General features: G+C 48.0%; 4 protein-coding genes. All 4 read right to left on the reverse strand.

Translation table 11 applies throughout. From position 1 onward, the window contains the following. Positions 1–122: 122 nt before the first annotated feature. Entirely contained in the window at positions 123–6,848 is a 6,726-nt protein-coding gene (locus ACOMHB_RS04180) for a hypothetical protein (RefSeq protein ID WP_448215596.1), read from the reverse strand. Positions 6,849–7,543: 695 nt separating this feature from the next. After that, positions 7,544–10,153, reverse strand: a complete 2,610-nt coding sequence (locus tag ACOMHB_RS04185; protein WP_448215597.1) for a hypothetical protein — start codon at positions 10,151–10,153, stop codon at positions 7,544–7,546. A gap of 396 nt (positions 10,154–10,549) precedes the next feature. Further along, positions 10,550–11,884 (reverse strand): RNA-guided endonuclease IscB, encoded by a 1,335-nt coding sequence (gene iscB / locus ACOMHB_RS04190; protein WP_448215598.1) that lies wholly within the window; start codon positions 11,882–11,884, stop codon positions 10,550–10,552. A 398-nt stretch (positions 11,885–12,282) separates the two neighbouring features. After that, complete coding sequence (locus ACOMHB_RS04195) at positions 12,283–15,324, reverse strand: hypothetical protein (protein WP_448215599.1); 3,042 nt, start codon at positions 15,322–15,324, stop codon at positions 12,283–12,285. Positions 15,325–15,472 lie beyond the last annotated feature (148 nt).

Consider the following 15,472-nt stretch of genomic DNA (forward strand, 5'->3'; position numbering starts at 1 on the left):
CAGCAAATTGGTGGAAATCCGTTTTTGTTTGTCAAACAGTTCGCTGTTCTGCTTACAAAACCGGATTTTCATTATCAGTTTTCTGCCATCTTCGTTACGGGGTCGTCCTGTCTGTCAGTTATCTAAAATTTATCCAAAGATAGTAATTCGTGAGTTTCTGTCCCTGATCCAAATCTCTGCCTTTTGAACTTCTTAATGGCCAGGATGATTGCAATTGTTGCAACAGTCACACTGCCGGCTGCAATAAACCCGATTCCCAGGCCACTCATTCCTTCAGTCGATCTCTCAGGCGAGAAAGCGATAGGGGATACTTGGTAGTTGTAGTTTTCTATCTCCAGAGAAATCTCTTGCATACGCACAAGCCGACTACCCTTCTCAATATCGGCATTTTCAACAGCCAGATAGACATTATTACCCACAAAAACCGGGCGCATAGACTTTGCTGCTGCAGGTACAAATGTGGTGTCGAAACGATGGACGTTAACCTGATTTTGATAAGTAACTACGTACACTTGTCCATCACTGTCGTAAATAATGGCATGTAATAAATCGTCCCTTGTTATCAGCCTGACGGCTGTTGTCGAACCCTTTGTGCGGGAAGAAAAATCAATCCTGTCGTCAATGATAAAAGCACTGTCTATCTGTCCATTTTCAGTGGCGAACCGACGGATAGAAAGTTTTCCCCCCTCAGGGCTGAATACGGCAAGGTAGGACTGGTCTTTTTGTATCAGGAGGTACTGACTGTTGAACATGTCATTGGTGACCATTATCTCTTTGCCATTGTTTCCAAAAGAAGTAGCGGGGTTTAGTTGTTTACTGTCGTATTTGCTGATAAACAGAGGATAGGACGCATCCTGATCACTTTTTCCTGCAACATAAAGACGCTTGCCATCTGGGGAGAGTCTTAAATGAAGTCCTTCTTCCTTATCTTCAGGATACTTTTCACGAAAATAGAGTCGTCGCTGGAGATAGCGGCCAACAAACAGGCTGTTATCGATGCTTCCTGTTAAATACATCACACCCTGATGATAAGCGCTGTCATTAATTTGAACATTGTCGGGGAACAGGTTCTTGTGGACTCTGAGTCGTGCCTGGTCTCTCTGGGCCGCAGTTAACGGGAACTCAAGCAGAGTCGCTTTTCCTGACGTTGTCGTTGCAACAATGTCAAGATGAGGACCTGTGGTTTCATGAATAACCTGCCCTGTCAGAGACTGGTAAGAATCCAGTATTTTGGCCTGGTTGACAGAGGTTGTGTATTTCACAGTGCCGCATGAACCAAATTGTTTATCCAGTTCAGTGCCCTGGTAGCGTGCCAGAATAATCCCGGAAGGCTCATGTGACTCAGGCTGAATGACAACGTATATGCGCTGGTTCTCCCGGTCATAGGTCTGAAAGAGAGGTGTGCCTTCCGGTAGCGGGCAGTTATCCGGCAGGCTGGCTGATGGCTTTTCCGATGACGATGATGAAGCCGACGGAGTTATCTCCTTTTTCTCGCTGCAGTCAAACCCACCTGGTGTGCAATCAATTCCGGCCAATAATGTTTGTGCTCCGAAAAAAGCTTTTAAGAAAGGTAAATAGCCATCCTGACTGTTCCAGACAGTACGACTGAAAAAGGTGGCATTTGAGTTACCACCAGGGTCTGCAAACTCATTCAGGGCTCTGGGAAACTGGTTGTTTGCCTGTTTGGTACCGTTTATTCGGGCAAGTTCACGATAGGGGATGTTGATGTTTTTGAGCATCGGCAGCTGTGATGAATCACCGGAATTCCAGAGCTCGCTGCTCAAACCACTCAGGTTTGATTTTAGGACGTCTCTCGGTACTCTCACGACGCCTGTATTATATCCATCCCATTCGACGAAAGTAAGAACACTGCGATTCTTTGTGAAAGTATCCAGGTTATTCTCAATACGTCCGGCTTTGCGAATGTTTGCTACTGCCGCACTTTTTCGGTTGTCATAATAATATGTTTTAATCAACCCGGTGTTTACATTATTGTAAACGTTGGCCCCGCGGGCTGTTCCTGAAATACCAGCGACTGGGCCGCTCCTGCCTCTTCCTACGACCGATCCAGCATTTAGGTTGTCATAAATGCTTTCACCACTGGCTTTTCCGGCAATACCTCCGGCATAGGCAAATTTGCCCTCAGTAGTGACAGGCCCGACATTGACGTTTTGAACAGCAGTTGTGTTGACTACTCGCCCTGTTATGCCACCCACGTGGGAGCCATATTTTCCATAAATACTCCCTGTATTGAGGTTGTTGCTGACGAGGCTATGGCTCGAGGCCTCCCCCACTATTCCGCCAACATTACCACCCCCCCGTTGGGAAGTGCCGTCCAAATAATCGGAAGCAATTTTTCCAGTGTTCAGGTTTTGTACGACTCTGGCTGCCTCGGCTTCTCCGGCAATGCCTCCGGAGTTTTCGGTATGGCCGACATTAACCTCACCGATATTCAGATTGTTATAAGCAAGGCTACTGATTTTAAGTCTGCCGACAATGCCGCCGGCAGGTGAGTCATGTAAGTTTCTGGGCGTTATTTTTCCGGTATTCAGGTTGTTTGAAATGACGGATGCCTGTTCGGCGAGCCCAGTGATGCCGCCAGCGCAGGCAATTCCGGTTGTGATTACGGTTCCGGTGTTGAGGCTGTCGCGTATGATGCTGTTATCAGAAACACTGCCCACTATCCCACCGGCATGACTGCCGGAACCGCTCGTTTTGATGACTCCGGCAGAACTGGCCACTTCTTCAATCCGGCTCTGTTTCATCTCTCCCACCAGTGCGCCGGTCGGGCTTGCATCTCCGGAGCTGGTAACTTTTGGCTGGTTAAGCAGGATCTGTCTTATGGTGCTGTTCTCCAGTGACCCGAACAAGCCTGCTGTAGTGTTATCTGCTGACGTTGAAACTTCGAGACCGGAAATAACATGTCCGTTGCCATTCAGAGTGAGAGAAAACGGAACGGATTTATTGCCAACGGGCACCCAGTGAGTGAATCGGCTCAGGTCAATATTACTGATTAACTCATAGTGACCTTTGACCGGATGGTCGGCATTTAGATATTGATTGAAATTATTATTGTCTAGCTGAACAGTCCTGGCCACGCTGGTTGATGGCTGTGCCGATGACGATGGGACAGCGGATGAAGCTTCTGAAGGTGGCTCAGAAGTGGGTGAGGCTCGGGTTACAAAAGCAGTGCTCAGTTCGCTGGTTGTTGGCTGTGCTGTTGACCATGGAACAGTGGACGAAGCTTCTTCTGATGGTGACTCAGAAGTGGACGAAGTACGAGCGGCAGAAGCTGTGGTCAATTCGCCAGTTGTTGGTTGTGCCGTTGACGAAGGAACAGTCGATGAAGCTTCTTCTGACGGTGACTCAGAAGTGGACGAAGTACGAGCGACAGAAGCTGTGGTTAGTTCGTCGGTTGTTGTTTGTACCGTTGACGATGGGACGGTAAATGAAGCTTCTTCCGACGGTGACTCAGATGTGGGCAAAGTACGAGCGACAAAAGCCGTGGTCAGTTCGCCGGTTGTTGGCTGCGCCGTTGACGATGGAATACTGGATAAAGCTTCTTCCGACGGTGACTCAGATGTGAGCGAAGTAGTAGCGACAGAAGCTGTGGTCAGTTCGCCGGTTGTTGGCTGTGTTGTTGACGGTGGAACAGTGGATGAAGCTTCTTCTGATGGTGACCCAGAAGTGAATGAAGTTCGAGCGACAGAAGCTGTGGTCAGTTCGCCGGTTGTTGGCTGTGTTGTTGACGATGGAACAGTGGACGAAGCTTCTTCTGATGGTGACTCAGAAGTAGGTGAAGTACGAGCGACAGAAGCTGTGGTCAGTTTGCCGGTTGTTGGTTCTGCCGTTGTCGGTGGGGCAGTGGATGAAGCTTCTGACGGTGACTCAGAAGTTGGTGAAGTACGAGCTGCAAGAGCCGTGTTCAGTTCGCTGGTTGTTGGCTGTGCCGATGACGATGGGACAGCGGATGAAGCTTCTGACGATGACTCAGAACTGGATAAATTAACTGGCACAAAAGCCGTGGTCAATTCGCTTGTTGATGGTTGTGCGGATGACAAGGGTACAGCGGTTGAAGCTTCTGATAGTGAGTCTGAACTGGGAAAAGTATGGGTTACAGAAGTAGTGGTCCATTCGCTCGATGACGGCTGCGCGGATGACGATGGGGTATCGACCTTATAAATCCTGACTTTTTGATGTCTATAACCGACAGCCAGCCATTTGTTGTTGTGAGCGTAGGCAACACTGTAAACTCTGTCGTGAGCACCGGGCAGGATTTTCAGTAGGTTAAATGGGTTCGTCCCGTTATAAATCCATACCTGTCCATCATCCCTCCCGGCTGCCAGCCTGGTGCCACTGGGGTCGAAGGCAAGGCTATGTGAATGCTCACCGGGTGGGGTGTCCATCAGGGTGTACGGGCTCATTCCGCGATAAACCCTGATCCCATTCCCCCCGGCTACCAGCAGGGTGCTGTCGTGATTGAAGGTAATGCTCAGTGCCCCGCCTGTCCTATAGGGCAGGGTTTGCTGGAGGGTATACGAGTTCATCACGACATAAATCCTGATCTGTCCATCTTTCGCAGTAGCAACCAGCAGGCTGCCATCGTGATTGAAGGCAATGCTCAGTATATCGTCTGTCGCATCAGACAGGACGTGCTGGAGGGTATAATCATTTGTCACATTGTAAACCCTGACCTTGTCATCACTTCCTCCGGCTACCAGAAGAGTACCGTCGTGGTTGTATTTAACGGTCCCTACGCCTGTCGTATGAGGCAGGATCTTCTTGAGAGTGTACCCGTTCATCACGTCATAAATCCTGACCTCATCATCATGAGTTCCGATTGCCAGCTCGGTACCGTCGTGGTTGTAGTCAACGCTTACAACCCAGTCTTTCGGATCGGACAGAGTGTGCAGGAGTAGGGATTCCCCCGAGTCATTTATTTCAAAGATTTGTATGGCTCCTGAAAAGGGGCACCCGAGCTTGTCTTTGCCGGAACCTATTCCCACGGCCAAATGATGACTGTTGAGAGTCCATGCAGTGCTAAAAACCCTATGAATCGGACAATATCTTGTCAGAGCTCTGCCCGTGGGTGTTGGAGCCGCTGTTTCCGGCAAACTGTTCGGATCTATATCAATTTCATGAAACAATTGAGGATATGTTTTTTTGTTGCAGTCAAACCCCCCTTGCGTACAATCAACTCCGGCCAGGAGTATTTGTAGTTCAGCAAAAGCTTTTAGAAACGGTAAATAGCCATCCTGACCGTTCCAGACAGTGCGATTGAAAGAGGTAGCATTGGCGGCACCACCAGGGTCTGCAAACTCATTCAAAGCTCTGGGGAACCGGTTGTTTGTCTGTTTAGTGGTACGTATTCGGACAAGTTCACGGTAGGGGGTGTTAACGCCTCTGAGCATTGGCAGCTGCGTTACATCACCGGCATTCCAGAGTGTGCTGTTCAATCCGTTTAAGCCTGATTTGAGAGTAATTTTCGATAGTTCTTTGGCACCTTTATTGTATTCATGAGAGCTATACTTCGTGAAAGTATTCAGGTTATTCTTAAAACGATCTGTATTGAAAGGTCTTCCGACTGCAGCGCCTTTATAGCTGCTTTTGTGCGCCTCAGTTGAACCCGTATTGACGTTGTCGTAAACCGAGGCCGAATCGAAGGCAGTCCCGGAAATACCACCGACAGCTCCTATATTGCCATTCTCTTTGATTGCTCCAGCATTCAGGTTGTCATGAATTCTGCCGCCGTGAGTCACCCCTGCAATGCCACCAGCATATGCATATCCACCATTAGTAGTGACAGTTCCGACATTTACATTGCCAACAACAGTAACGCGAGATGTTTGACCTGCTATTCCACCCGCATGTGTCTTGGAATACGCTGAGGAAATGCTACCTGTATTGAGGTTCTGTTTGATCTCGGTGTGACCGGAGCTTTTTCCCACTATTCCACCACTGCTGCCGCCTTCGCTATTGGGGGGCCGTAGATCCGAGGCAATTTTACCCGTATTCAGGTTATTCAATACCTTGGCTGATTCTGCTTCTCCTGCAATTCCCCCGGAATGTTGGGTATGGCTGACACGCACTTCACCGGTATTCATATTATTGTTAGCGATGCTTTTACTTCTTAGTGTTCCGACAATGCCACCGGCAGGCGAGGAGCTTATATACCTGGAGGTGATTCTTCCGGTATTCAGGTCATTTGAAACAGAAGATGATTGATCGGCCAATCCGGCAATGCCGCCTGCGCTGGCGCCTCTGGTTGTGACAGTGCCGTTGTTCAGGCAATTATGTATGGTGCTATCAAAAACACTGCCCGCCAGACCTCCGCCATGACTGTGAGAACCGTCCGTTCCGATGGTTCCAGCAGAATTAACCACCTCTTCAATCCTGCTGCTTTTCAACTCACCCACAAGTGCACCTGTCGGGCTGTTGGTTCCAGTACTGGTCACTTTTGGCTGTTTAAGGAGGATCTGCCTGATGGTGCTATTCTGCAGTGACCCGAACAAGCCTGTGGCGGTGTTATCTGTCGACGTTGAAATTTCGAGGCCGGAAATCACGTGGCCCTTGCCATCCAGAATGAGAGAAAAAGGAATGGATTTATTGCCAACGGGTTCCCAGGGCCCGAATCGTCGCAAGTCAATATCACTGATTAACCTGTAGCGACCTTCGACCGGGTGGTCGGCGTTCAGATATTGATTGAAATTATTATTGTTCAGCTCAATCGTGCTGGCCCAAATGTTCCAGTCTGGAAAACAGACGACAAGTGACAGTAATAATAAAGACGGCTTTTTGTTGATAGGCAGGCTATGCCGATTCTGATGTTTTATCAGGTTGGTACTCATTGAAGCATTACCATAAAAATAATGATGATAACTACTCGTATTCTCATTTGTATTTATAGACTATAAGGGGTCATCATGAGCAAGCATGGCAAGCAGATTTTGTTATCCAGACGATCCGTAATAAAATCCTGTTCAGCTCATCAGTCACGGTTCATGCCGATGTTAGCAAAGCAAGGAAAGAGCTGGGCTGGGTGGCAGAGCATCGTCTCAATGTTAGGGCCAGGGATGCCTGGAGCTGGCAGAAGAAAAATCTGAATGGTTTTTGAGCCGGGTTTTTCCAAAAAGCTCAGAGTGCATCCGTTCCTGATACCGTCGGTTGTTTTTTGAACCTGTAAATGGCCAGGATAACTACAGCCGTCGCAATCACCACAGTGCTTGCTGCAATAAGTCCAATTCCCAAACTAAGCCTATCCACAGACGATCTCGCAGACGGGTCCCCAAATGAAAAAGTGGCTGGTGATTTTTTTTGGTGGTATTTTTCAAAATTGCTTCCGTTAGAGAAACAGACGACAATTGACTGCAGTAGTACAAAAGATTTTTTTTTTGATAGTCAGGCTTTGCCGATTTTGATCTTTTACCAAGCTATTATTCATTGCGCCACTGCCATGGAGATAATGAAAATAAGTACGTTTACATAGACTATTGAGAGTCATCATGCCGACTGACCTTGTTATTTGCCCGTTTCCTCAGGGTCGCTACTTACGGGTTTTCAATCCTGACCTTCTAAACTTGTTGATGGCCAGGACGACTGCAACCGCCGTTGTAGCGACTGCAGCGCTTCCTGCAATAAGCTCAGTTCGCCAGTCAGAAATCACCGCAGACGATTCTGCAGACCATAAAGCGACAGAGGGTTTTTGACGATTGTAGTTTTCAAGACCCAGAGAGATTTCTTGCATCCGAACCTGCCGACCATCCTCCTCAGTATCAGGGTTTTCAATGGCCAGGTAAGCTTTATTGCCTACAAATACCAGGCGCATAGACTCTGCTGCCGCAGGTTTAAATCTGGTGTCAAAACGATGGACGTTGACCTGATCTTCATAAGTAAATACAGACAGTTGTCCATCGCTGTTGTAAATAATGGCGTGCAGATAATCTTCCGTTGTCATCAGCCTGACGGTTGTAGGTGAATCCGGGGAGCGGGAAGAAAAATCAATCCAGTCATCAATAATAAAAGTACTATCCATTTCTCCACTGTCAGCGGCAAACCGACGAATAGAAAGTTTCTCTTCTCCGGGACAGAATGTGACAACGTAGGTCTGGTCTTTTTGTATCAGGATGTCCAGCCGACAGTTGACCGTGTCAATGTTACTGGCGGTTATCAACTTTCTATCATCGTTTTCAGAAGCAGCAGCGGGATTTAGTTTTAGGTTGAATTGCGCTCGGTATCTCTGCTTAGCCGTAAACGGAAACTCGAACAGAGTCGTTTTTCCTGACTCTGTTGTTGCAATAATATTGAGGGAAGAGCCTGTGATTTTGTGAATAACCTTTGCTGACAGAGACGGGTATGAGCTCAGTATTCTGGCGTGGGGGCTAGAGGTTGTATAAGTCACAATGCCGCACAAACCAAATTGTTGATCCAGTTCAGGGCCCTTATAGCGTGCCAGAATTATACCTCCAGGAGCCGATTCAGAAGACGGTTCAGCTTTAATCACAACGTATATATGCTGGTTTTCCGGGTCATAGGCTTGCAAGAGTGGTGTGCCTTCTGGTGGCGGGCATTGACTTGAGAGGCCGGGCGAATGGGGTGGCAAAGGCTGTGTGGATGTTGGAGTCGGCGAGATGTCATTGTCTGTGCTGCAGTCAAATCCTTCTTGTGTGCAGTCAATCCCGACTAATAAGGCTTGTGATTTGGAGAAAACGTTTAGAAAGGGTAAGTAACCATCCCGAGCGTTCCAGACATCAGGATTAAAAGAGGTGGCATTTGAAACACCACCGGGGTCTGCAAACTCACTCAGAACTGTCGGCAATTTGTTACCACTTATTCGGACCAGTTCACGGTAGGGGATGTTAATGCCTCTGAGCATCGGCAGCTGCGATTCATTACCGGCATTCCAGAGCGTGCTATTCAAGCCGGTCAGGTTTGATTTGAGATCACTTTTCGATAGTCTTACGACACCTTTATTACGTCCACTGCCTCTCTCACTGGTCCATTGGTACTTTGTGAAAGTATCCAGATTATGCTCGATACGACCTGCCTTCCAAACTCTTGCCGCGGCCCCGCTTACGTAGCAGAATTTTCGCTGGGCTATAACCGAACCTGTATTGACATTGTTGCAAACTGAGGCTGAAAGAGTGGCTGCCCCGGAAATGGCACCTATGTGACCATTAACACCTTTTGTTGTGATTGCTCCGACATTCAGGTTGTCCTTTACACTTGTGCCTTCGGCTTCTCCGGTAATACCCCCGGCAGATGCCTGAGGGCCACGAGTAGTGACAGTTCCGGCATTGACATTTTGAGCAACAGGAGCCTTGACCACATCCCCCGCTATTCCACCTGCATAGGTACGCCAATACTTTGTAGAAATGCTACCCGTATTGAGATTTTTGCTGACCAGAGTTTGCCCGGAGGCATGTCCCACTATTCCACCACTGCTACCACCTTCCCCGCAGCAGAAGCAGAAGCTTCGCAAATAATCCGAGGCAACTTTTCCGGTATTCAGGTTATGTAATACCTCCGATGCTTCTGCTTGTCCTGCTATCCCACCGGAATATTCGGTATAGCCAACATTAATTTCACCGGTGTTTATATTGTTGTTAGCAGTACTGTTGTTTTTCAGGGTTCCGACAATGCCACCGGCAGGCGAGGAGGAATATAAAATTCTGGAGGTTATTTTTCCGGTATTCAGGTTATTAGATATGGAAGATGTCTGATCGGCCCAGCCAGCGATACCACCTGCGCTGGCAGCTCTGATCGTCAGGACGGTGCCAGTATTTACACTGTCGTGTATAACGCTATCAGAAACACTGCCCGCCAAACCTCCGCTATGACTACCAGGACCGCTCGCTCTGACGATTCCGGCATAATTGACCACCTCTTCAATCCTGCTGCCTTTCAATTCTCCCACAAGGGCACCTGCCGGGCTTGTAAATCCGATAGTGCTCACTTTTGGCTCTTTAAACAGGATCTGCCTGATGGTGCTGTTCTGCAGTGACCCGAACAAACCTGAGGCTGTGTTATCGGCTGACGTTGAAACCTTGAGTCCGGAAATAACGTGGCCGTTGCCATACAGTGTGAGAGAAAACGGAATGGAGGTGTTGCCGATGGGCTTCCAGGGAGTGAATTGGCTCAAGTCAATATCACTCACTAGCTGATAACGACCTTCGACCGGGTGGTCGGCATTCAGATGTTCTCTGAAATTATTATTGTTCAGCTCAATAGAGCTGGCCCAATTGTTTCCGTTTGAGAAACAGACGACAAGTGACAGTAATAGTGCAGAGGATTTTTTTTTATAGTCAGGCTTTGCCGATTTTGATCTCTTATCAGGCTTTTATTCATCGATTTTCCTCAACTGGATACCCCGTACTTTTAGAGGGTGTCGCAAAACTCTGGTTCCCATGCTCCAGCGTGGGAACCCATACCCATCTCGCGCTGCAGAGTCCGCTTTTCAGGGGAGGTATGCATTCCCACGCAGAGCGTGGGAACGAGTTGTTAGAGTTTTGCGACAGCCTCTTTAGTGCGGGGAGGAATGTTGACTTGCCCGTCAGGGCAAGCTGTACCCGTACCCATCCACTAACTGAACAGTTTGACAGTTTCTCCATGAAATACCCTGAATTGTGTCAGTTTCAGTTTTGATGTTGAATGAGCCTGTAGTTCTGACTGCAACCCGTCCTGTATACGTTCCTTGCCGTTTACCGGCTGGAACGATAGCCTTGACGATATCTCCAGTCTGAAACCCTTTTACTTGCTTTGAGCCTTTGGCTTTTGTACGAGGGAATCCGTACTTGTCCACTCTACACATCTGCCTTGAGCCTCTACCCATAGCCTTAATGATCAAGGGTTTTGTGCTCTCTGGTATGTATACACTGGTTCCCGACTCTCCTACACAAGCTGCATCTATCCAGTGCTCTTTCTTGTATCCTTGCTGTGTGCGGTTGAACTTCGTTCTACCGCCAGTAGCAAAGGTGGTAGGAAGGCCGATAGCCTGAACACGTCTAGCGGTTTCGTTCCTTGTTGCACTGACAGCAGCAGCATCTTTCAGACAATTGACCTTCTTTCCTTTCAGGATGTTAGTCACATTTCTGACTCTGGCTGTATCTAGCTTGTTCTTTTTCTTTGAAATTGTTTTTAGCCATGCTTCAGGTTGGGTTGAACCCTTTGCTTCATTGCATGTACGACATGCAATGTGCAAGTTACTAATCCGGTTTGAACCACCTAAAGATTTAGGCTTGAAATGCTCGATGTTGAGGATTGGATCGTTACTCACTCCCTTGCAGTAAGAACACTTGTGCCCATCACGGTACAACAGGTATTGTCTCAACTCATTACCAAACAAAGTACCTCGTTGATACTCGACCCCCGAGATATCGGGGTTCTCCATCAACTGCATATCGAACTTGACACGCTCAACAGCCACATCACTGATTGGCGCTTTCAGGCACAACCTTTTAGTCCAAGTCTCGGTATTGAAAACTCGACTCATAAGGCTAGGCGGTAGCCAGCCTTTAGGTCTAGCCCTGTTGTCAAATCTGGCTTGACGGTAGCGAGTTTTCCGGTTCCTTCTGGCTCGACGTGTTGCACGTCGAGACTCAAGAGAATCCTTAACCCTTTGTCCTCTATGCTGGAGTTCAGCGGCAAAGACAACTTTCTTTCCACGATCAGAGTCAGCAACAACGGCGATGCCTGTTGTTTTGCTTCCAACGTCGAATTTGAGTTCCAACGGTTGTACAACACCACCTTCTCTCTCTTTCAGTATGATCGTGAAAGGGTAGCGTCTGAAGACAGCCGCTTTGCCTTTCCCGAGAAGCTTTCTTGCCCTTGCCGGATGGCAAGGCATAAGAGGCTTTTTGTCTTTGTCCAATACGAACACTCGGTTCATACGTCGTTGTCCTTATATGTGGTGCTTACGTACCATTCTAGGCTTGCGCCAGTAAAGTTCACCTCGACGGGGTCGCCTAGACAATGTTAATGGACGGTTTCTTGATAGCAGCACTGTGATTAACCCTCAATACACTGTTTAACCACTACCCTTAGAGCTTGGGACTGGTGAAGCATCCCAAGGTAACTATACATTCGTCTTTAACGTAGCAACCTTGCGGTTGCTGAGTCTGGTCACTTCTAACCCCAAATTGGGAGCTTTAACAAGCCCCGTCCTTTAGGGCGGGGTTCAGTGACTGCAGAACTACCATAGAGATAATGATAATAAGTACGTTAATGTAGACTATTCAGAATCATCATGCCGACTGGCCTTGTTATTTACCCGTTTTCTCAGGGTCGCTACTTACGTGTTCGCATTCCTGACCTTTTAAACTTGTTAATGATCAGGATGACTGCAACCGCCGTAGTAGCCACTACAGCGCCTGCTGCAATAAGCTCAGTTCGCCAGTCAGAAATCACCGCAGACGATTCTGCAGACCGTAATGCGACACAGGGTTTTTGACGATTGAAGTTTTCAAGACCCAGAGAGATTTCTTGCATCTGAACCTGCCGACCGCCCTCCTCAGTATCAGAGTTTTCGATGGCCAGATAGGCTTTATTACCCACAAATACCGGGCGCATAGAATCTGCTGCCACAGGTTTAAGTCTGGTGTCAAAACGATGGACGTTGACCTGATCTTCATAAGTAAACACAGACATTTGTCCATCGCTGTTGTAAATAATGGCGTGCAAATAACCTTCCGTTGCCATCAGCCTGACAGTTGCAAACGAACCCGGTGTGCGTGAAGAAAAATCAGTCCTGTCGTTAATAATAAAAGCACTGTCCATCTGTCCATTGTCAGCGGCGAACCGGCGAATAAAAAGTTTCTCTTTCTCAGGGCTGAGAACTGCAACATAGACCTGGTCTTTTTGCACGAGGATGTCCTGCTGGCTGTTAACCCTGTCCATGTCATCGGCATTGATAGCCATTAACTCTATGTCATTGTTGGCAAAAGAAGCAGTGGGGGTTAGTCGTTTACTGTCGTACTGTCTGATAAACAAAGAATGTGAGGCATCTTCATCACTTTTGCCTGCGACATAAAGGCGTTCGCCATCTGCATAGAGCTTTAGGTTAAGTCCTTGCTCCTGATCATACTGGCCACTTTTTTCAGGATGCATTTCAGGAAAAAAGAGCCGTCGTTGGTGGTAACGGCCAACAAATACGCTGTTATCGATTTTTCCTGTTAAATACATGATCCCCTGATGGTGAGTGATATCATTAATCTGAACATTTCCAGGGAATAAGTCGTTACGTACGCCCAACACTGCCTGGTATCTCTGGGTAGCACTCAACGGGAACTCGAACAGAGTCGCTTTTCCTGACGTTGTCATTGCAACAATATTGAGGGAAGAGCCGGGATGAGGGCCTGTTGTTTCGTGGATAATCTGCCCTGACAGAGACTGATATCTAGTCAGTGTAGTGGCGTGGTTGGTAGAGGTTGTATAAGTCACAACGCCACACAGACCAAATTGTTTATCCAGCTCAGAGCCCTTATAGCGTGCCAGAATAATTCCTTTAGAAGCCCATTCAGAAGACGGTTCAGGTTGAATGACAACGTATACCTGCTGCTTTTCCGGATCATAGGCTTGAAAGAGAGGTATACCTTCTGGTGGCAGGCAGTGATCTGAAAGATCGGGCGAGTGAGCTGTCTTTTGCTGCTTTTCCTCGCTGCAGTCAAATACCCCTTCTGTGCAATTAACCCCGGTCAAAGATGTTTGTGGTTCGGAGAAAACTTTTGGAAACGGTAAATAGCCATCCCGACTGTTCCAGGCATCAGGATTAAAAGAGGGGGCATTTGAAACACCACCGGGGTCTGCAAACTCACTCAGAGCTGTTGGGAATTTTTTACCACTTATTCGGGCCAGTTCACGGTAGGGGATGTTAATGCCTCTGAGCATCGGCAGCTGCGATTCATTACCGGCATTCCAGAGCGTGCTGTTCAATCCGGTCAGGTTTGATTTGAGAGCACTTTTCGATAGTCTTACGACACCTTTATTACGTCCACTGAATGTCTCACTGGTCCATTGGTACTTTGTGAAAGTATCCAGGTTATGCTCAATAGGACCTGCCCGGTACACTCTTGCGGCTGCAGGACTGACATAGCACCAGGATCCCTGTGCCTCAACTCGCCCCGTATTGACATTATTGTAAACTGAGGCTGAGTGGGCCGCAGCCCCGGTAATACCACCCACGTGGCCATTAACGCCTTTCGTTATGACTGCTCCGGCATTCAGGTTGTCCTGAACGCTTGTACCAACCGCTTCCCCGGTAATTCCTCCGGCAGATGCCTGATTGCCCTGAGTCCTGACAGTTCCGACATTGACATTTTGAACAACAGGCGCGTTGATCACGTCTCCTGCTATTCCACCTCCATAGGTACGCCAACGCTTTGTAGAAATGCTACCCGTATTGAGATTTTTGCTGACCAGGGTTTGCCCGCAAGCATGCCCCACTATTCCGCCACTGCTTCCACTTACACTTCCAACTAATCTGGAGTAGGCTCTCGAATAATCTGAAGATATTTTTCCAGTGTTGAGGTTATGTAATACCTTGGCTGCTTGTGCTTCTCCTGCAACCCCCCCGGAATATTGACTAAAGTCAACATTAACTTCACCGGTATTGACATTGTTGTTAGCAATGCTGTTGTTTCTCAGAGCTCCGACAATGCCACCGGCAGGTGAGGCATATAAATTTCTGGAGGCTATTTTTCCGGTATTCAGGTTATTTGACAGGGACGATGCCTGAACCGCCAATCCGGCGATACCGCCTGCGCTGGCATCTGCGGTTGTGATAACGGTTCCGGTGTTTACGCTGTCGTGTATAATGCTATCAGTAACACTGCCCGCTACACCTCCGGCATGACTGAGAGAACCAATGGTTTTGACGGCTCCGCCATAATTGACTACTTCTTCTATCCTGCTGCCTTTCAACTCTCCCACAAGGGCACCTGCCGGGCTTGTAAATCCGGTACTGGTCACTTTTGGCTCTTTAAGCAGGATCTGCCTGATGGTGCTGTTTTGCAGTGACCCGAAAAAGCCTGAGGTCGTGTTATCGGTTGAAGTTGAAACCTTGAGTCCGGAAATAACGTGGCCGTTGCCATTCAGAGTGAGAGAAAACGGAACGGACGCATTGCCGATGGGTTTCCAGAGAAATTGGCTCAGGTCAATATTACTGGTTAACTGATAGTCACCTTTGACCGGATGGTCAGCATTCAGGTATTGATTGAAATTATTATTGTTCAGCTCTACAGTGTCAGCCCAACTGCTGCAGTCCGGAAAACAGACGACGAGCGACACTAATAGCAAAGACGATCTTTCACCGACAGTCAGGCTTCTATTCATATGGGTACTGCGATAAGAATAATGATAACAACCACTTGAGTCTGTACGTATAGACTACGGGGCGTCATCATGCAGAAAGATTCCAGACACCCCATTGACTGGGTCAGAGTTGCCTTGAAGCTGGCAGAAGAAAAATCCGAATGGTTTT

It is taken from the genome of Endozoicomonas sp. 2B-B, from assembly GCF_053470045.1.

Bases quoted from the DNA above. Each gene is read 5' to 3' on its own strand.
- ACOMHB_RS04180 (WP_448215596.1), bottom strand. From the start codon at position 6,848: ATGAGTACCAACCTGATAAAACATCAGAATCGGCATAGCCTGCCTATC.
- iscB (WP_448215598.1), bottom strand. From the start codon at position 11,884: ATGAACCGAGTGTTCGTATTGGACAAAGACAAAAAGCCTCTTATGCCT.
- ACOMHB_RS04195 (WP_448215599.1), bottom strand. From the start codon at position 15,324: ATGAATAGAAGCCTGACTGTCGGTGAAAGATCGTCTTTGCTATTAGTG.